Source organism: Actinomadura sp. NEAU-AAG7 (genome assembly GCF_018603865.1).
Lineage (GTDB): Bacteria > Actinomycetota > Actinomycetes > Streptosporangiales > Streptosporangiaceae > Spirillospora > Spirillospora litoris.
The window spans coordinates 428949-447992 of record NZ_JAHFZY010000004.1; the positions used below are offsets into that span (position 1 = coordinate 428949).

General features: G+C 73.3%; 15 protein-coding genes. 11 read left to right on the top strand and 4 right to left on the bottom strand.

Going from position 1 to position 19044, the window contains the following annotated elements:
- Positions 1 to 115 precede the first annotated feature (115 nt).
- On the top strand, positions 116 to 1501 hold the full coding sequence (locus tag KLI87_RS21030) for an NAD(P)H-quinone dehydrogenase (RefSeq protein ID WP_214618352.1): 1386 nt from the start codon (positions 116 to 118) through the stop codon (positions 1499 to 1501).
- 123 nt (positions 1502 to 1624) lie between these two features.
- On the opposite strand, the gene KLI87_RS21035 is transcribed toward KLI87_RS21030, so the two are convergent.
- The 3 genes from KLI87_RS21035 to KLI87_RS21045 form a co-directional block, all read right to left on the bottom strand.
- Positions 1625 to 1942: a DUF5313 family protein gene (locus tag KLI87_RS21035; RefSeq protein ID WP_156219544.1), complete on the bottom strand. Its 318-nt coding sequence runs from the start codon at positions 1940 to 1942 to the stop codon at positions 1625 to 1627.
- Complete coding sequence (locus tag KLI87_RS21040) at positions 1942 to 3279, bottom strand: hypothetical protein (protein ID WP_214618353.1); 1338 nt, start codon at positions 3277 to 3279, stop codon at positions 1942 to 1944. Before KLI87_RS21040 ends, KLI87_RS21035 begins: the two co-directional genes overlap by 1 nt.
- 134 nt (positions 3280 to 3413) lie before the next feature.
- Positions 3414 to 5183: a biotin carboxylase N-terminal domain-containing protein gene (locus KLI87_RS21045; RefSeq protein WP_214618354.1), complete on the bottom strand. Its 1770-nt coding sequence runs from the start codon at positions 5181 to 5183 to the stop codon at positions 3414 to 3416.
- 203 nt (positions 5184 to 5386) lie between these two features.
- On the opposite strand from KLI87_RS21045, the gene KLI87_RS21050 reads away from it, so the two are divergent.
- From KLI87_RS21050 to KLI87_RS21080, 7 genes are all read left to right on the top strand, one after another.
- Entirely contained in the window at positions 5387 to 6436 is a 1050-nt protein-coding gene (locus KLI87_RS21050) for an SPFH domain-containing protein (RefSeq protein WP_308166096.1), read from the top strand.
- Positions 6437 to 6443: 7 nt separating this feature from the next.
- Positions 6444 to 6773 (top strand): hypothetical protein, encoded by a 330-nt coding sequence (locus KLI87_RS21055; protein ID WP_156219543.1) that lies wholly within the window; start codon positions 6444 to 6446, stop codon positions 6771 to 6773.
- Positions 6774 to 6920: 147 nt separating this feature from the next.
- On the top strand, positions 6921 to 7463 hold the full coding sequence (locus tag KLI87_RS21060; RefSeq protein ID WP_156219542.1) for a hypothetical protein: 543 nt from the start codon (positions 6921 to 6923) through the stop codon (positions 7461 to 7463).
- Between the two features lie 292 nt (positions 7464 to 7755).
- Complete coding sequence (locus KLI87_RS21065; protein WP_214618355.1) at positions 7756 to 8028, top strand: WXG100 family type VII secretion target; 273 nt, start codon at positions 7756 to 7758, stop codon at positions 8026 to 8028.
- Positions 8029 to 8104: 76 nt separating this feature from the next.
- Entirely contained in the window at positions 8105 to 8338 is a 234-nt protein-coding gene (locus KLI87_RS21070) for a hypothetical protein (RefSeq protein ID WP_156219541.1), read from the top strand.
- Complete coding sequence (locus tag KLI87_RS21075; protein WP_214618356.1) at positions 8335 to 10500, top strand: hypothetical protein; 2166 nt, start codon at positions 8335 to 8337, stop codon at positions 10498 to 10500. The genes KLI87_RS21070 and KLI87_RS21075 overlap by 4 nt, the downstream gene beginning before the upstream one ends.
- 20 nt (positions 10501 to 10520) lie before the next feature.
- Positions 10521 to 11075: a hypothetical protein gene (locus KLI87_RS21080; protein WP_214618357.1), complete on the top strand. Its 555-nt coding sequence runs from the start codon at positions 10521 to 10523 to the stop codon at positions 11073 to 11075.
- A 3-nt stretch (positions 11076 to 11078) separates the two neighbouring features.
- Here KLI87_RS21080 and KLI87_RS21085 read toward each other — a convergent pair whose 3' ends face one another.
- Positions 11079 to 15509 (bottom strand): FtsK/SpoIIIE domain-containing protein, encoded by a 4431-nt coding sequence (locus KLI87_RS21085; protein WP_214618358.1) that lies wholly within the window; start codon positions 15507 to 15509, stop codon positions 11079 to 11081.
- A gap of 364 nt (positions 15510 to 15873) precedes the next feature.
- On the opposite strand from KLI87_RS21085, the gene KLI87_RS21090 reads away from it, so the two are divergent.
- Genes KLI87_RS21090 through KLI87_RS21100 form a run of 3 tightly spaced genes read left to right on the top strand, consistent with a single transcriptional unit; the run spans position 15874 to position 19022 of the window.
- A complete protein-coding gene (locus tag KLI87_RS21090) occupies positions 15874 to 16746 on the top strand; it encodes a hypothetical protein (RefSeq protein ID WP_214618359.1) in 873 nt (290 codons plus the stop codon).
- Between the two features lie 2 nt (positions 16747 to 16748).
- Positions 16749 to 17723: a hypothetical protein gene (locus KLI87_RS21095; RefSeq protein ID WP_246250564.1), complete on the top strand. Its 975-nt coding sequence runs from the start codon at positions 16749 to 16751 to the stop codon at positions 17721 to 17723.
- A complete protein-coding gene (locus KLI87_RS21100; RefSeq protein ID WP_156219537.1) occupies positions 17724 to 19022 on the top strand; it encodes a CpaF family protein in 1299 nt (432 codons plus the stop codon). It begins immediately after the preceding gene.
- Positions 19023 to 19044 lie beyond the last annotated feature (22 nt).

The window sequence follows — 19044 nt, forward strand, 5'->3', positions numbered from 1 at the left end:
TACGCCACGGGCCCGCGCGCCGCCGGGTGTCGCGGCCGGGCGATACGCAGGGTAAAGGCCCCTCCTTCAGGGGTCTCGGACGGTTCACTCCCGTACGTAGGAAACAATGGGAAACGTGACCCGCATCGTGATCATCGGAGGAGGGCCGGGCGGCTACGAGGCCGCGCTCGTCGCGGCGCAGCTCGGCGCGGACGTGACCGTCATCGAGCGCGACGGCCCCGGCGGCGCGTGCGTGCTCACCGACTGCGTCCCCTCCAAGACGCTCATCGCCACCTCCACCCGCATGGCGGTCATGTCGGAGTCGGCGGGCCTCGGCCTGCGCTTCAACGGCGGCCCCGACGGCGTCGTCGGCGGCCTGGAGGCCGACATGGCGACGGTCAACAAGCGCGTGAAGGCCCTCGCGCGGGCCCAGTCGTTCGACGTCGCCGAGCGGCTCGCCTACGAGGAGGTCAAGATCGTCCGGGGCGAGGCGCGGCTGGTCGAGCCGCACGTCGTCGCGGTCGGCGAGCGCCGCATCCGGGCCGACATCGTGCTGCTGGCGACCGGCGCGACCCCGCGCGTGCTGCCCGGCGCCGAGCCCGACGGCGAGCGCATCCTCAACTGGCGCCAGCTCTACGACCTGCCCGAACTGCCCAGGGAACTGATCGTCGTCGGGTCCGGTGTGACCGGCGCCGAGCTGGCCGGGGCCTACCTGTCGCTCGGGTCGAAGGTCACGCTGGTGTCCTCGCGCGACCGGATCCTGCCCAGCGAGGACGCCGACGCCGCGTCCGTCCTGCAGGACGTCTTCCTGCGTCGCGGCATGAACGTGATGTCACGTTCCAGGGCGGCGGGCGTCGAACGCTCGGGCGACGGCGTGATCGTCACCCTGGAGGACGGCTCCAAGGTCGAGGGCACGCACTGCCTCATGACCGTCGGCATGGTCCCCAACACCGGCGGCATCGGCCTGGAGGAGGTCGGCGTCCGCTGCGACTCGCGCGGGTTCGTGGAGGTCGACAAGGTGTCGCGGACCTCCGTCCCGCACATCTACGCCTCCGGCGACTGCACCGGCGTGCTGATGCTCGCCTCCGTCGCGGGCATGCAGGGCCGCATCGCCATGTGGCACGCGCTCGGCGAGGCCGTCCAGCCGCTCAAGCTCGGCTGGGTCGCCTCCAACATCTTCACCGACCCCGAGGTCGCCTCGGTCGGCGTGACGCAGCGGATGGTCGACCTCGGCGACGTCAACGCCCGCACCGTCATGCTGCCGCTGTTCACCAACGCCCGCGCCAAGATGCAGGGCTTCGAGGACGGCTTCGTGAAGGTGTTCTGCCGCCCGGCCACGGGCATCGTGCTCGGCGGCGTCATCGTGGCGCCGCGCGCGAGCGAACTGATCCTCGGCGTGTCGGTCGCCGTCCAGCAGCACCTCACGGTCGACCAGGTCGCCCACACGTTCGCGGTGTACCCGTCGCTGTCGGGCAGCATCACCGAGGCGTCCCGCCGCCTGATGACCGAGCATGCGTACTGAGTTCGTCCGGTCTCGTCCCAGGTGGCAGCCCGCCCGCCTGGTCGTGGGCGTGCGAGCGCGGCATCGCTACGCGATCGACCCGTGGGGGCCGGTACGCGCTCGCGTGACGGCCGGGGCCGCCGGTCAGTGATCTGGTGGGCGGAGGTCGTGGCGGCGTAGGCGGGCGCGGCGCAGGTCGTCGGAGCCGATCGCCACCGCGAGGACGCTGCCCGCCAGCGCCAGCAGCGGGACGCCGACGCGCGTCCACGGCGGGCCGGGCAGCAGCGCCAGCCCGGCGCAGATCGGGAGCATCACGGCCAGGTGCCGCAGCAGGAGGCGCGTGCGCCAGCCCGCGTCGGTGAGGTCGTGCCTGACCCAGTCGCGGTTGCCCGGCGGGAGCCGGAAGCCCAGCGCGTACCCGGCCTGGCGGAGCAGGCCCGGGTCCCCGGGAAGGCGGCCCATCAGAACCCGCCGAAGTCCCCGCCCCCGCCGAAGTCCCCGCTGCCGAAGTCCCAGCCGCCGCCGACGTCGCCCCCGTCACCGCCGAACCCGCCGTCGCCGGGCCCCGCGAACCCGCCGCCGAACCCGCCGCCCATCATCGAGCCGAGCATGGTGCCGATCATCATGCCGCTGAGCAGGTCGAACCCGCCGTATCCGGCGTAGTAGCCGCCGGCGTAGGGCGCGTACGCGGGCCCCGCGTCCCAGTACGGGCGCCGCCCGTCCCCATAGGGGACCATGCGGACGTCCGGGTCCGTCCCGTGCAGGACGGCCTCCGCGTCGGCGGCGCACGCCGGGACGGAGCGCGCCACCCCGCCCGGGGGCGCCCACGTCACGTCCTGGACGGACGGCCCGTGCTGCGGGTTGAAGAAGCACGGCGGACGCCGCTCGGGCACGGGCTCGCCCGCCAGGCGCGCCCGCGTGGCCGTCATGTAGTAGCGGCCGTCCTCCAGCGCCGTCGTGACGCCCTGCATGTCCTCGGGCCGTGCCGCGCGCTCGGTGGCCGACTTCGCGCCGTCGTAGGAGTTCAGGGCGCGCTCGTAGTCCGACCGGGTGCCGGGGTCGAGGGCCGGGTCCATGACGTCGAGGTCGAGCCGGGCGATGTCCTCGCCGAGGAGCGTCACGTCCTCCTCGACGCCGCGCTTCAACTCGGCCATGCGGCGGGCGTCGCGCTCGCGGCCCCGCCTGCGGACGACCAGGAACGCGCCCGCCGCGCCCGCCACCACCAGGAGCAGCACGCCGAGCGTCACGTACCCGGCGATCGCGCTCGACCGCGCCTTGTCGTCGGTCTTGCTCTCGGCGAGGTCGCCGAACCGGATCAGCCGGTCCTTCAGCGGCACGCCGTTGGTGCGGGTGGCGATCTGGTTGATCTCCTTGGAGTCGAGCTTCTTGGAGATCGCGCCCAGGTGGCGGCCGTCGGCGGTGACGGCCGCGTACGTCTCGCCCTTGCCGACGCGGTTCGCGACGGCCTTCAGCATCGGGCCCACCTGGGCCTGGGTGATGTCGTCGCGCACAACGACCGCGCGGATGTCGGCGTCGCGGTCGCGCCCCAGCGCCGCCCTGACCTCGTTCTGGTCGGCGGCCGAGAGCGCGTTGCCCGCGCCGCTCGTCACGTACAGGCGCGAGTTGATCAGACCGTTGGCGATCTGCCCGACCGTGTCGTCCGCGCGGACGGCGCTCACCGGCGCGGCGGCGCCGGCCGGTGCGGCGGCCCGCGCGGGTGCGGCCAGGCCGAGCGCCAGCAGGACGGTGACGATGACCGTCGCGAGCAGGCCGCGGCGGGCCCGTCTCTCGGAGCTCATGGTATCGATCAGCCCCCTCTACCTGCTACGACGTGTGGGCGCCACGACTCGTTCCCACGGCCGCCCGTCGCAGGGGTCCCTGCCCGTTGAAACGGCCCGGAACCGCCCCGGATCCGCCCGATGCCGGTCGCGGGTCAGGAGTCCTTGATCTCGCAGATCACCGCGCCGCTGGAGACCGTCTGGCCGACCCCGGCGGACAGGCCGGTGATCGTTCCGGCCTTGTGCGCGGTGAGGGGCTGCTCCATCTTCATCGCCTCCAGGACGACGACGGTGTCGCCGGCGGCGACGGTCGAGCCGTCCTCGACGACGAGCTTGACGATCGTCCCCTGCATCGGGCTGACCAGCGAGTCACCGGACGCCTGGGCGCCGCCGCCCTTCGCGCCGCCGCGCCGCCTCGGCGCCGCCGCCCGTCCGGGCGCCGGGGCCCCGGCCGACGCGCCGAGCCCCGCCGGCAGGACGACCTCGATGCGGCGCCCGCCGACCTCGACGGTGACGCGCTCGCGCTCGCCCGCGTCCTCCTCCTCGGCGGCCGGCGCCGCGTAGGGGGCGATCCGGTTGTCGAACTCGGTCTCGATCCACCGGGTGTGGACGGAGAACGGCGTGTCGTCGTCGGCGGGGACGAAGGCCGGGTCGTCCAGCACCGCGCGGTGGAAGGGCAGCACGGTCGGCATGCCCTCGATGACGAACTCCGCCAGCGCGCGCCGCGCCCGCTCGACCGCCTGGCGGCGGGTGGCGCCGGTGACGACCAGCTTGGCGATCAGCGAGTCGAACTCCTGCGGGACGGTCTGCCCCGCGCCGTAGCCGGTGTCCAGGCGGACGCCGGGGCCGGTCGGCGGCTCCCAGCCGGTCAGGGTGCCGACGGCGGGCAGGAACCCGCGCCCGGCGTCCTCGGCGTTCAGCCGGAACTCGATCGAGTGCCCGCGCAGCTCGGGGTCGCCGTAGCCGAGCTCCTCGCCGTCGGCGACCCGGAACATCTCGCGGACGAGGTCGACGCCCGCGACCTCCTCGGTCACCGGGTGCTCGACCTGGAGCCGGGTGTTGACCTCCAGGAAGGAGATCGTGCCGTCCTGGCCGACGAGGAACTCGCACGTCCCCGCGCCGACGTAGCCGGCCTCCTTCAGGATCGCCTTGGACGAGCGGTACAGCAGGTCGAGCTGCTCGTCCGAGAGGTAGGGCGCCGGGGCCTCCTCGACGAGCTTCTGGTGCCGCCGCTGGAGCGAGCAGTCGCGCGTGGAGACCACCACCACGTTCCCGTGCTGGTCGGCGACGCACTGCGTCTCGACGTGGCGCGGCCTGTCGAGGTAGCGCTCGACGAAGCACTCGCCGCGCCCGAACGCCGCGACCGCCTCCCGGACGGCCGACTCGTACAGCTCGGGGACCTCCTCCAGGCTGCGGGCGACCTTCAGCCCGCGCCCGCCGCCGCCGTACGCCGCCTTGATCGCGATCGGCAGCCCGTGCTCGCGGGCGAACCCGACGACCTCGTCCGCGCCCGACACCGGGTCGGTGGTGCCCGCGACCAGCGGCGCGCCCACCTTCTGCGCGATGTGCCGCGCCTGCACCTTGTCGCCGAGCGCCTCGATCGCGGACGGCGGCGGACCGATCCAGGTCAGCCCCGCTTCCAGCACCGCGGTGGCGAAGCCGGCGTTCTCGGCCAGGAAGCCGTAGCCGGGGTGGACGGCGTCCGCTCCCGACTCGGCGGCGATCCGCAGCAGCTTGCCGATGTCCAGGTAGCTCTCGGCGGCGCCGCGCCCGTCGAGGGCGAACGCCTCGTCGGCGATCCGAACGTGCAGCGCGTCCAGATCCGGCTCGGCGTACACCGCGACACTGGCCAGACCGGCGTCGCGGCACGCACGGGCTATACGGACCGCGATCTCACCGCGGTTGGCGATCAGGACCTTGCGCACGTGGGTCTCCTCCCTAACCTCGCACGCAGTCTAGATAACCGCGCGGCCCGGATTTCGTAACCCCCTCTTTATTGCTGTTTTCGCTCACGAATGAAGGTCCTGGCTCATACCCGCCCCGAACCGGTGGATCCACGACAGACTCCCGTCCGTCTGATCAACGAACCGGCGGCCGGAGGGCCGTGGGCTGGGAGAGGAGCCAGGACGTGGCCGAGAAGGAGTCGAGGGGCGGCGCGGCGCGGAGCGCGGCGCTGCGGGTGCCGAGCAGGCGCAACGCCATCATCATCGCGGTGGTCCTGGTCGTGGTCGCGTGGCCCGCGCTGAGCGCCCTGCTCGGCGGCTTCGAGCGGACGAGCGGCGGGGAGATCGCGGTCGTCCGCAACGGCGGGTTCTTCGACAACAACCGCATCCGCCAGGTCATCGACCCCGGCTCCGGCCGCAAGTGGGTCGGGCTGTACTCCAAGGTCCACAAGTACCCGGCGCAGCAGCGCTTCTACACGATCACCTCCGACGCCCGCAAGGGCGAGGAGTCGGGCGTGGACGTCGTCACCGTCCCGAGCGCCGACGGCGTCAACATGGGCATCGAGGGCACCCTGTACTTCACCCTCAACCAGGACCACCAGGCCATCAAGGCGTTCGACGACAAGTACGGCACCCGCAAGTTCCGCAGCGCGGACGGCAAGAGCTACTCCCCGTTCGACGGCGACAAGGGCTGGTCGGCGTTCCTCGACCAGGTCGTTCGCCCGGTAATAGACAACGACCTGCGCAGCCAGGTCAACAGCTTCCGCTGCGCCGAGCTGGTCTCCTCCTGCGCCCTGGTGCAGAACGCCTCCACCAACGCTCCGGCGCGGCCGCAGCAGCCCGCCCAGCCGGGACAGCCCGCGCAGCAGCCGCAGAGCAACAACGCCAACATCGCCAAGGTCCAGAACTCGATCAACACCAGCCTCGCCGCCGACCTGGACGGCACGCTCGGCGGCAAGTACGTGACCAACATCCACTTCAACCTCGTCCGCGTCACGCTGCCGGAGAAGGTGCAGGACGCCGTGGACCGTGCCCAGGCCGCGTTCGCGCAGGTCAGCGAGGCCCAGGCCAAGGTCGCGACGGCCAAGGCGGAGGCCGCCGCCAACAAGGCCCGCCAGGACGGCTACAACAAGTGCCCGACCTGCGCGCGGATCGAGGAGCTGAAGGCGCTCCCGCAGGGCATCACGGTCTACGCGCCCGGCAACCCGAACGGCTCGCTCCTTCCCCGGAGGTGACACGTCCGTGCGGTTCCTGATCATCCTGGTGATGCTGGCGGTGGCGGCCGTCGTGGTCGTCCTGCTGCTGTACGCGTTCGGCGGGCTGTCCGCCGACGGGCGGCGCCGGCGGGAGCCGTCCGCCCGCTGGGAGGCCCGCACCGAGTCCTCGGACGGCGTCACGACCGTCCTCGTCCGGCAGGTCACCCGCGACGCGTCCGGCGCCGTCCTGGCCGAACTGGGCCGCCAGACCGTCGCCGCCATCCCGGACGGCGACGCCGACTGGGAGACCCGCTACCACGAGGCGATGGCCCAGGCCCGCTCCCGCGTCGCCGCCCTGGAGGTGGAGTCGGGTTGACCGCTGCCGCGCCCCGCCCCTCGCGGGGCGCGGCCGGGGTGTTCAAGTGGTGCTCCCGGACGGCCCGCGGGCGGTGTCCCGGCGGTGCCGGGCCGGTGTATCTTCGCCTCGGACTCAGCGGGGGAGGACCCGGCCGGAGGAGGCCCGATGGCGCGCGCGTGGACCCGGACCGGCCTGTCGGTCGTCCTGGCCGGGTGCGTGCTGGTGCCGGCCTCGTCCGCCGTCCGGGAGCCCTCGCCCCGGGTGGACGCCGACACGACCCGCCAGCTGACCGCCGCCGCCCGCGCCCTGCTGGTGCGCCGGTCGGAGGCCCTCGTCCAGCGGCGGCACCGCGACCGGCGCGCCCCCACCGAGGTGCTCGGCGTGCGGATCTCGCCGGGGGTGGCGCGGGTGCAGGAGCGCGCCGTCCGCGAGCTGGAGAACCGCAACCGCGCGCCGGTCGAGGGCGGCCCCGCCTACACCGGCGCCCGCACCCGGCTGGACGGGGGCGAGGCCATCCGGACGGGCGACCGCATCACGCTGGAGGCGGTGGAGCACACCGAGGTCCGCTACGACACGGGCTCGCTGGTCCAATCGGTCCGGCGCAGATTCGAGTTCCGGACACGCGGTGAGCAGATCACACTGGTCGGCGAACGCGTCCTCGACCCGGCGGCGCACCCGGTCAACGACCCGGAACCTCCGGCTCGCTGATGTTACTTTCTGGCCAATGAACTGTTTCCCTGGGAAAAGGTCATCCAACGCAGTCTGAAAGGGTCTTGACGGACGGTAATGACGCACGTCACGAGATTGCGCAGCGTCACGCCACGACACGTAAACGCCCTTCTGTCCGGGAGCGGGTGACCACAAGCGGACAAGGAAAGATGGTAGGAATGTGGCTGTTTAGGTAGGCGTACGGGTGGATTTAGGTGATCGAGTGGGCGTAGGCTGGCGCCATTCTTGACGGCACGGTAGGCAAAGTCGGTGGGCGACGAAAGGTCGAGCAGTGAGCGGTGACAGGCGCGGCGCCAACATCGGCGAACTGGAGGAGCTGTCCCGGATCTTCAGCAAGCACTCCCGCAATCTCGACGCGCTGATCAAGGATCTGAACGGGCGCACGGTCAGCAGCTCCCAGGCCTGGTGGGGCCCCGGCGCCGACCGCTTCCGCTCCGCCTGGGCCGAGGCCAAGACCGCCTTCGACAAGATGGCGCTCGCCCTGGAGCAGGGCGGCCAGGACATCAAGAAGGCCCAGCAGAACATCGAGGCCGCCACGCGCTGACGTCCGCCCCCCAAGACCGCGGGTCCCGGCCCATCCCCCCGAGGCCGGGGCCCGCACCATTCCCTGGAGGAAGGGCGTGAACCAGGCCGAGGCCGCCCGCCTGCGGTTCCTTCTGAGCCGCATCCAGACGCTGTCCGACCAGCACTGGCACACCTTCACCGCGTCCCGCCGCGCCATGGACGACCGCGCCTGGGTCGGCGGCGCGGCGGCCCGCTCCTTCGCCGCCAGACTGGAACGCAACGACGCCGCCCTGCGCGCCGCATTACAGAGGGCGCTCCGGCTCGTCGAGGACGAGCTCCGCCGCGCATGACCGCGGACGGATGGCTCGGCCCCGACGCCTGCGGCGTCAAGCTCGCCGAGTTCGAGCACATGACCGAGGACATGACCCGCGCCGCGCCCGCGCTCCGCCGGCTCGCCGACGACCTCTGGCAGGCCCTGCACGGCGCCGGGGTCAGCACGGCCCCCGCGATGGAGATCAAGCGCATCGCCGCCTGGACCGAGGACGCCGCGACCGACCTGCGGCGGCGCAACCTGCTCGCACGCGACCTCGACCGGCAGCACCTCGCCTTCACCGTCTGCCGCGCCGACGGCACCTACCTGCGGCTCCCCGACCGCTACACCGACCAGGTCGGCTACGCCGCCGGCCGCCGCGAAGCCGACCTGTTCCGCCGCGCCGCGAGCGGCGACGCCGCCGCCCGGACGGAGCTGCGGCGCCTCCAGCCGTCCGACATCACCCCGCTGTTCGCCAAGGGCCTCCTCGAAGCGCTCGGCCCCGAGGAACTCCTCAAGCTCCCGATGGCGCTCTCGCTGAAGCTCTCCGGCGACATCACTCAGCACCGCTCCGGCACCGACGCCGACGCCGCCGACACCCGCGCGATCCTCGCCCTCCTCGGCCGCGCCGTCGCGCTCGGCACCGACGGCCAGGGCAAGGGCTACCTCGGCGAGGACTACCTGCTCGCCCTCCGCCGCGCCGGCCGCACGACCTTCCCGCCGCGCAGCACGCTCCCGAACGGCGTCGCGGGCTACCAGTCCCTCGCCACGCTGATCGGCTCGACGGACACCCGCTTCTCGTTCCACTTCGTCAACGTCGTCGGCAACGACATGATCGCCTACGACAGCGGCGTCCGGAAGCGCCTGGGCCAGCTCCCCCTCACCGACCTCGCCACCCGGTACCGCCTGGGCAACGCCCTCGACCCGTCCACCACCAAGGTCAAGGCGGACGACCGCAAGACCGACTTCCTCTCGCCCCTCCTCACGGCGGCCGCCGCGTCCGGCGCGGAGGCGGCCCAGGCCCTCCTCACCCGCGAGTGGAACGGCCCCCAGCAGCTCGGCGCCGTTCCGGGCATCAAGGTCACCAACCTCGAATACCTCCTGCACGACCGCCGCGCGGTCTGGGGCGAGTCCGACCACGGCGCGGCCCTCGGCAAGACCATCGAGGCCGCGGCCACCGGCCAGGACCCCGAGTCCTCCCGCCTCGCCTTCGAGATCGCCAAGCTCCTCGCGGACGACGCCCGTCCGAACTACCCGGTCAAGGACGGCAAGGTCACCGTGGGAGACAAGTCCCCCCTCGCCGCCCTCAGGAGCGGCGACCTGGCCGACGCCATCGCCCGCCCGCACCACTACGACGAACTCTCCGGGCTCCGCCCCGGCATGGCCAAGGTCCTCGTCGCCCACCTGGACCGCCTGCACGACCTCGTCCGCCTGGCCAACTACGACGAGCGCCCCGGCTCCACCGGCCTGACCGGCGACGACCTCGACTACCTCCTCCTGGACATCACCCGCGACGCGCGGGCCTACGAAACCCTGATCATGGGCCAGCTCGCCCACTCCAAGATCACCATCGACCGCACCGTCGCCCGCGACGGCGACCTCACCAACGCCGTCGTCGGCGAGGGCCGCATGTTCGGCCACCTCCTGGAGGCCCGCCACCAGTCCGTGGGCGCCGAAGAGGCCCGCCTGGCCGAAGACCTGGAACGCATGCGCAAATACGTCGGCTACGGCGTGGGCCTGGTCCCCCTGGGCACCGACATGGTCGCCTCGAAATCCCCCCTGGGCGGCAAGGCCTACGCCGCCGCCTCCGCCAAGGCCACCACCCAAATGACCAACTGGCTGGCAAAACGCCTGGCCGACAAGGCCGAACCCGCCATAGTGGCCCCCACAACCGAAACCGAGAACCTGGAACGCCTCCTCAACCAGATGATCACATCCTCCCTGGTATCCCACGGCCGCCTCGACGGCCCGAAGGTCGCCGGGAAATCCTTCGCGGAAAAAGGGAGCTCGCCCAAGGTGCGCCCATTCGAGGAGCTCGATGCCATCGAAACGGACGAGCTGCTTCGATGGGCTAATGACAGTAAAGGGCTGGCGCGATTGAATGATGCTAGCATGAATTCTATTCGCAATGGCGCGGTGAAGGCGGCGGGTCATTACCGCGACAAGGATGGGCATAACGCTATCCCTTCCACGCAAAGATGATTCCGATGCGGCGGCCTGGGGTGACTGTCTGCGTCCTGGCCGGGCTATTGGCTGCCGGTTGTGATTCGGGCTCGGCCGACAAGCCGCCCGCCCCGGACCTGCGCCCTGTCGCGGATGGTGAACCATATCTGTGCGATTTGGTGCCAGAGGGGGCATTTCGAATCGTCACTGGGCTAGATATCGCCCTCAATGTCCGCTGGGCTGGGCCGCAGAAGGATGATGGCCTTTGTCTCGCTCACGCGAAGTCGCGTAGTTCGCCCCTGGGGATCCATTGGTCATATAACGACGGCGACAAGACCGTCGGCTTTCAGTACAACCAGTGGACGGAAGACGTAAGGCATCCACTTCCGGCTGATTTGGGCAAGGGGTTGGCGATTCCCACTGCCTCTGACTCTGCTCTGCGGCCGAACTATGTGATCGGCGTCTTCTCGTGCGGGAAGAAGCGGCCGTGGATCAGCATCGACTTCGCTCCGGTGGTGCGGGGGCGGGATGCTGTGCGGGATATGGTGGATTTCATGCGGATCGCCGAGAGGCGGTTCGGGGAGATTCATAAGTGCACGCCCCGGCCGTCTTGAGAATCAGTCGGCGGGGGGCAGGGCTACCTGGATCTGGGTTGACAGGCCGCTGGCCACGAAGAGGCCTCGGCCGGTCGGGCCTATCAGCGGGGCGTTTCGGGGGAGGCGCAGGTTGAACAGTTCGCCGTCGTCCGGGGACTCTATGGAGAGCAGGACGCCGGAGCGGGAGCGGCGGGTGTCGGAGAGGAAGCCCCGGTAGCCGCGGGTCAGGTCGGTGGTGGTGCCGCCGATGACGACGGCGTGCTCGCCGTCGCGGGCGGTGCGCAGGACGTCGCGGAGGGCGTCGTCCAGGTCGGTCTCGTCCAGGAGTTCGGCGTCGTCGACGATGACGGCGTAGCGGTGTTCGTCGCCGATCGCCTTTTCCAGGTCGTCGGGGTCGGAGTCGGAGGTGAGGACGCCGAGGACGCCGGGGCGGCCCTGGAGGAGGCGCAGGGGCGAGCGGCGGGGGGTCACGAGGACCACGGGGACCAGGCCGCCGCCGACCGCGGGGTCCAGGAGGGAGTGGACGATCGTCCGGAGGGTCGTGGAGCGGCCGGAGCGGGGCGGGCCCGCGACGGCGAAGCCCGGACCCTCGTTCAGGAGGTCGATGCCCACGGGGGCGAGGGTGTCGCCGCCCACGCCGACGAGGGCCCAGAGGGCCGAGGGGGCGAGGAAGTCGGCGTCCAGGGCCATGGCCTCGCGGTAGGTGACGCGGACGGGGAGCTCGTCCACGCGGAGGGGGCGCTGGCGGCGGGGCAGGCGGCCGTAGCGGGTGACGGAGGCGCGGGCGATCTCCTGGAGGACGGCGACCTGGGACGTGCCGGACGGGTCGTCCGAGAGCAGGCCGATCTGGGATTCGCGCAGCGGCGCGCCCGGGGTGACCGACTCCAGGGCGCGGCCCGGGGGCATCGCGGCCGGGACGTGCTTCTCCTGGAGGCCCGCGTAGCCGTAGTCGTTCGGGTCGGACATGCGCAGGATGAGGCGGCGGTCGAAGACGGTGGAGATCTGCCCGCCGAGGCCGGAGCGGTCGCCGGTGAAGACGGCGCGCAGGCCGACGGCGGCGCCCTCGCGCAGGAGGCGGAGGGTCTGGTCGACGAGGCGGCCGTAGTCGTAGTGCTCGAACGCGCCGAGGAAGCCCTCCCAGCGGTCCAGGAGCAGGATCATCCAGGGGAGGCGGTCGGTGGCGGCGACGGCGGCGCGCTGCTCGGGGAGGGAGGCGAAGCCCGCTCCGGCGAGGAGCTGCTGGCGGCGGGCGACCTCGGCGGACAGGGCGGTGAGCAGGCGCTCGCAGCGGTCGAGCTGGTCGCGGCTGACGACGGCGCCGCAGTGCGGGAGGGAGATCAGGGGGAGGAGTGCGCCCGCGCCGCAGTCGATCGCGTACAGGTGGGCGTCGTAGGGGGAGCACGCCCCGGCGAGGGCGCCCGCGATGGTGCGTAGGGCGGTGGAGCGTCCCGACTGCGCGGAGCCGGCGAGGTAGAGGTGGCCGCCGGTGGTGAGGTCGAGGGCGAGTTCCTCGCGGGACTGGACGGCGGGCAGGTCGGTGACGCCGAACGGGATCGGCGGGACGTCGGCCACCGAGCCCCCGGCGGCGGTGCGGGGCGTCAGGCGGACCTGGTCGGGCAGCGGGTTGAGCCAGGGGGAGGGCTGCCGGGCGATCCCGGCGCGGCGGGCGGCCTCGTCGATCGCCTCGACCAGGAGGGCGAGGTCGGTGGCGAGGTCGTCGGGCGCCTCGCGGGGCGCGGGGAGGGGGCGGCCGAGCCGCTGCCAGGGGAGCGGCAGGATCGTGGTGCGGCGGTCGGTGGCGCCGGGGCGGCGGCCGCCGATCCGGGCGGACTGGACGGCGTGCAATGAGCCGCCGGAGCGCACGTAGCAGCGGCCCGGCGTGGACTTGGAGATCTGCGCGGCCTCGGGGGAGTCCAGGACGTCGGTCGACTCGTCCGGGTCGGTGACGCGCAGCGCGACGCGCAGGTTGGTGTTGGCGCGGATGTCGGCGGTCACCACCCCGGCGGGGCGCTGGGTGGCCAGGATCAGGTGGACGCCGAGGGAGCGGCCGCGGCGTCCGATGTCGACCAGGCCGGTGACGAAGTCGGGCAGGTCGGTGACCATGGCGGCGAACTCGTCGATGACGAGGACGAGGCGCGGCATCGGCGGCAGCCCGGGGTTCGCGGGGCGCAGGTCGTTGTAGTCGTCGACGTCCTTGGCGCCGCGGGCGAGCAGGACCTCCTCGCGGCGCCGCAGCTCGGCGGACAGGGACTCCAGCGCGCGTTCGGTGGCGTGGCCGTCCAGGTCGGTGACCATGCCGACGGTGTGCGGGAGGCGGGCGCAGTCCTTGAACGCGGCGCCGCCCTTGTAGTCGATGAGGACGAACGTCATCTCGTCCGGGCGGTTCGCCACGGCCAGCGAGGCGATCAGGGTCTGGAGCAGCTCGGACTTGCCCGCGCCGGTGGTCCCGGCGATGAGCCCGTGCGGGCCGTCGGCGCGCAGGTCGACGCGGTAGGGCTGGTGGGGGCGGCCGGTGCGGCTGCCCGCGCCGATCCCGATGGGGACGCGGGTGGTGCGCCCGCGGGTGCGCGTCCAGGTGCGCAGGATGTGGTCGGCGGTGGGCTCGGGCATGTCGAGGAGGTCCAGGAGCCGCACGGTGGACGGGATGGCCTCCTCCGCGTCCTCACGGGACACGTCGCGGACGGGGGCGAGCGCGCGGGCCACGCGGTCGGTCCAGGAGGGGGAGACCTGGTCGGCGAGCACGGGTCCGAGGACGTCCAGCCCCTGGCCGCGCAGGTGGACGTAGGACGGGTACCGCGCGTCCCAGGCGGCGACGGCGGCGCACTCCTCGGGCAGGAGGCGCTCCTCGTCGTCCACGCACACGGCGTAGAGGCCGAACTCGGGGCCGCGCGAGAGCAGCATGGGCATGCCCGGGACGCGGCGCAGCGTGCGCGCCCCGTCCAGCACGATGAGGATGTTGTACGGGACGGCGTCGGCGGCCTTCCCCTGCCCGAAGAACTGCGCCCCGGCCTGCGCGGCGCGGCGCCGCTCGGTCACCCGGATCGCGAGTTCGGTGACGCGGCGCGCGACCGACTCGGGGTCGGTGCCGACGAGCGCCACGCAGTCCTCGCCCTCGCGCGGCGCGCAGTGCGGCAGCCAGCGCACCCAGTTCCACTCCTCGCCCGCCTCGGCGTCGGCCGACAGCACGACGACGGCGAGGTCGCGGGGGCTGTGCAGGGCGGCGGCCTGCGCGACGATCCAGCGGGCCAGCGCGCGGGAGGCGGGGCGCGGGCCGGTGAGCCCGAGCACCCCGAGCTGCGCGAGCGGCAGCGCGACCGGCACCTGCTTCGCGACCGGGACCGGGACGTCGCCGGTCAGCTCGATCCGCGCGGGCAGGTCGGCGAGGCCGAGCCGCAGGTGCAGCGCGTCGGGGTCGTCGCGGCGGCGCTCCCACAGCCGCCGCCGGGGGCCGGTCGCGGTCAGCAGCACCTCGGCGGGGTCGGGGTAAAGGGCGCGGCGTTCGGCCTGGTCCTCGCGCCGCAGCCGCTCCAGTTCCCCGTCGAACTCGCCTGCCTTGCGCTGGTACTCCTTCAGCGCCTTCTTGTACGACTTGCGCCCGTGCATGCGGTCGCCGATCCACTCGCCGACCGTCATCATCGGCCAGGCGAGCGCGAACAGGGCCCACCACCACTGGCCCATCGCGAACGCCATGACCAGCCCGAACACCGAGAACAGCAGCGCGCCGAACAACCGGAGCCGCTCGCGCGGGTTGCGTTCGGGACGCTCGGGCACCTCCAGCGACCGGACGTGGCTCCCCGGGTTCAGCCGGGGCGGGCGGTTGAACGCCAGCCCGCCCTCGGGCAGCGGCTCCAGGTGCGTGTCGGGCGCGGCGCTCGGCATCAGCGCGAGCACGCTGGAGCCGACCGACAGCAGCCCCCCGGCGGGCCAGCGCGCGGGATCGGCCAGCGGCTCGCCGTCGAGGGCGGCCCGCGTCATCGCCGACGGCTCGACCAGCACGTCTTCCACCCCGACCGTGATCCGCAGCGACCGGGCGGGCACCGACGGGTCGTCCAGCCGGACGTCGACGTCGTCGCCGAAGCCGACCGTGGCGACGCCGAGCCCGAGCCGGTGCACCGACCCGGCGGCCGGACCGCCGACGACGCGCACCTCCACGAGCCCGGACGGCTCGGCCCGCACGGTGGCGGCGGCGCCGCGCCGCTCGACCGCGACGACCGCGCCGTCGCGCAGCTCCTTGACGGCGAGGGCCTGCGGGTCGAGCATCCGCCCGTCCATCCACAGCGCTTTCCGCTCGGCCTCCGCCTGCTGGGCGTCCTTGGAGAAGCGGGGCACCGGCCGCTCGTCGAGCGTGGCCGACAGCGACCGCGCGACGCCGTCCACGGTGGCGCCGGAGTCCACGGTGATCACGACGTCCCGTGGCCCGCCGCCGGTCAGCGCCGTGAACGAGATCCGCATCCGTGCCCTCCTTGTGCGCGGCCCTCCGCGCCGTCCTCCGCGCCGCCGTGCACAGCTTAATTACCCGGCCTCCGGCGGGGTGGCGACTCGCGCCCGGACACCGGATCGGGGCACTGTGCCACGGCATCCGTTTGATCCTGAATGTGGTCAGTGACTCGTGTGACTGGTGGTAAGTCACGAAGTGACCGGGGGAATCGCAGGTCACGGCGGTGCGCTCCGGCGGGCGGGCGCTTCACCTCACCGAATCCATTGACGTGGCGTCGTCGGCACCGCAAGCATGGATCGCTCGGTGATGCGGAGACCTCGCGGCGCGAGGCCCCCGCGGTCCGGGAAAGCGGTGCGGGAAGGAGCTCGTGGCGAGCGCATGAAGTCCAACCAGTCGACCGTCTCGGCGAGCCCGCCGGGCGGCACAGCGGGGCTGGGCCGGTCCGGACTCGGGACCTCGGGCGGGCAGCGGCTCCCCACGTCCCCGCGCGAGCGCAAGCCGGCACTCGCCGCGCTCGCGGTGCTGCTGATCCTCGGCGGCGCGCTCGCCAGCGCCTACCTCGTGATGGCGAGCGGCCAGCGGGTGTCGGCGATCCGGATCGCGCAGCCGGTCGCGGCCGGGCAGCGCATCCCGCCGGGCGCGCTGGAGGAGGTGCCGGTCGGCGACACCGGCATCCAGTACATCAACTGGTCGGAGCGGCAGAACGTGGGCCGCTACTACGCGGCCGTCCCGCTGGTGAAGGGCGCGCTGCTGACCAACTCCATGATCAGCCGGGCGGACGACGCGGCCAAGGGCCGGGTCGTCGTCGGGCTCGCGCTCAAACCGGGCCAGCTTCCGGCGCGCGACGTCGAGACCGGCAGGCGGGTGACGCTCTACGCGGTCGGCGGCGGGACGAGCGGCGGCCCCCGCGCCGGAACCGTGCTGTCCGCGGACGCGGTCGTCGTCGGCGTCGGACGCGGCGGCGGCGACCGGCTGCGCTCGGACCAGACGTCGGTGGACGTCGCCGTCCTGCCCGCCGACGCGCCGCTGCTCACCCAGGCCGCGTCCGCCGGGACGGTCGCGCTCGCGCTCGTCCCGGAGGGGACGAAGGTCGCGCAGCCGCCCGCGGGCAAGCAGCCGCCCGCCACCGAGGAGGCCCCGCCCCCGCAGCAGCCGGGCGGCACGCAGAACCCGGGGACGCAGAACCCGGGCACGCAGAACCCCGGAACCCAGGGGCCCGGCGCGCGGCCCCCTGCCACAGGCGGGAACTGACCGTGGCCCTCATCGCGCTCGCGGCCGACAAGGGGGCGCCGGGCGTCACCACCGCGGCCGTGGCCCTCGGCGCCGTGTGGCCGCGTCCCGTGCTGGTCGCCGAGTGCGACCAGGCGGGCGGCGACCTGGTGTACCGGCTGCCCGCCGCGCCGTCCGACTCCGGCCGGGGAGGCCAGGAGCAGGACCGCGACGGCGGCATGCTGAACCCGTCGCGCGGGCTGCTCAGCCTCGCCGCGACCGCCCGGCGCGGGCTGCGCCCCGAGCAGGTCGCCGAGCACTGCCAGCGGCTCGTCGGCGGGCTGGACGTGCTGGTCGGGCTCACCAACGCCGAGCAGGCGCAGGCCATGACGTGGCTGTGGGGCCCGCTCGGCCGCGCCTTCGCCGGCCTCGCCCCCGTCGATGTGATCGTCGACTGCGGGCGGCTCGGCGCGGGCACGCCGCTGACCGACCTGCTGCGCGAGGCCGACCTCGTCGTCCTGCTGACGCGGGCGACGCTGGAGCAGGTCGCGCACCTGCGCGAACGCGTCGCCGCGCTGTCGGAGGACCTGCGCGGCGGCCCGCCGCTCGGCGTGCTCGTGCTCGCCGACCCGAGGGACTTCCGCGGCTCGATCGCCGAGGTCGACCGCATCGTCGCCGGCGCGCGCGGACGGTCGCCGGGGGACGCGGGCGCCGAGCCCGCCGGTCCGCCGCCGCCCACCGTCACCGTGCTCGGCGGGCTGGCGCTCGACCCGAAGGGCGCCGCGCTGCTGTCGGGAAGCTGGGGCGGCCGGCTGGACCGTTCGCTGCTGATCCGCTCCGCCCGCGAGGTCGCCGCCGACCTGGTCGGACGGCTCCAGCCCGCGCCCGCCGCGCCCTACGGCCCCGCCCCGGGACGTCCCGCCGACTCCTCGCCCGGCGTGCACGGCGTCCCCGCCGGGGCCGGGTACGCGGGCGAGCAGGTCCCCGCGGGCGGGCGCGGCGAGAAGGGGGACCGGTAGATGGACCACGGTCTCGTCAAGCGGCTCCGCCAGGAGGTCGGCGACCGCCTCGCGCAGCAGCGCCGCCTCGACGCCGCGCACGGCATGCCGCCGATGACCGGCGAGGACGAGCGGCAGTTCGCCCGCGCGCTGATCGGGCAGGTGCTGGAGGAGTTCGCGCGCGGCGAGATCACCTCGGGCCGCCGCCCGCCGAACGCCGAGGAGGAAGAGGCCCTCGCGGCGGGCGTGCACGCGGCGCTGTTCGGCGTCGGCCGGCTCCAGCCGCTGCTGGAGGACCCCGAGATCGAGAACATCGACGTCAACGGCTGCGACCGGGTGTTCATCGGCTACGCCGACGGGCGCGAGGTGATGGGCGAGCCGGTCGCCGAGAGCGACGAGGAGCTGGTCGAGCTGATCCAGATCCTCGCCGCCTACAGCGGGCTGTCCTCGCGCCCGTTCGACACCGCGAACCCGCAGCTCGACCTGCGGCTGCCCGACGGGTCGCGGCTCTCGGCGGTGATGGACGTGACCGTCCGCCCCGCGCTGTCGATCCGCCGCGCCCGCCTCGGCAAGGTGTTCCTCGCCGACCTGGTCGGCAACGGCACGTTCAGCCCGGAGCTCGGCCACTTCTTCCGCGCCGCCGTGCACGCCCGCAAGAACATCATGATCGCGGGCGCGACCAACGCGGGGAAGACGACGCTGCTGCGCGCGGTCGCCAACGAGATCCCGGCGCACGAGCGGCTCATCACCGTCGAGCGGGCGCTGGAGCTCGGCCTGGACGCCTTCCCCGACCTGCACCCGAACTGCGTGGCCTTCGAGCAGCGGCTGCCGAACTCCGAGGGGCAGGGCGCGATCTCGATGGCCGAGCTGGTGCGCCGGTCGCTGCGGATGAACCCGTCCCGGGTGATCGTCGGCGAGGTGCTCGGCGACGAGATCGTCACGATGCTGAACGCGATGACGCAGGGCAACGACGGCTCGCTGTCCACGATCCACGCGAACTCCTCGGTGGAGGTGTTCAACCGCGTCGCCACCTACGCGATCCAGTCGGAGGAGCGGCTGCCGGTCGAGGCGACGCACATGCTGATCGCGGGCGCCATCGACTTCGTCGTGTTCATCGAGAAGCACAACGACTACGCCACCGGCGGGCGGCTGCGCCGCTACGTCGCGAGCGTCCGGGAGGTCACGGGCGTGGACGGGCGGGTCCTGTCCTCGGAGGTGTTCGCGCTCGGTCCTGAGGGGCATGCCGTCCCCGCCGCGCCGATCGCGTGCGCGAACGAGCTGGCCGAGCACGGCTACGACCCGTCCGGGGGTGTGTGGTGAGAACACCGTGGTGAGGACGCCG

Coding starts and splice junctions, on each gene's coding strand:
- KLI87_RS21075 (WP_214618356.1), top strand. CDS start 8,335: ATGACCGCGGACGGATGGCTCGGCCCCGACGCCTGCGGCGTCAAGCTC.
- KLI87_RS21100 (WP_156219537.1), top strand. CDS start 17,724: ATGGACCACGGTCTCGTCAAGCGGCTCCGCCAGGAGGTCGGCGACCGC.
- KLI87_RS21035 (WP_156219544.1), bottom strand. CDS start 1,942: ATGGGCCGCCTTCCCGGGGACCCGGGCCTGCTCCGCCAGGCCGGGTAC.
- KLI87_RS21085 (WP_214618358.1), bottom strand. CDS start 15,509: ATGCGGATCTCGTTCACGGCGCTGACCGGCGGCGGGCCACGGGACGTC.
- KLI87_RS21040 (WP_214618353.1), bottom strand. CDS start 3,279: ATGAGCTCCGAGAGACGGGCCCGCCGCGGCCTGCTCGCGACGGTCATC.
- KLI87_RS21060 (WP_156219542.1), top strand. CDS start 6,921: ATGGCGCGCGCGTGGACCCGGACCGGCCTGTCGGTCGTCCTGGCCGGG.
- KLI87_RS21090 (WP_214618359.1), top strand. CDS start 15,874: ATGAAGTCCAACCAGTCGACCGTCTCGGCGAGCCCGCCGGGCGGCACA.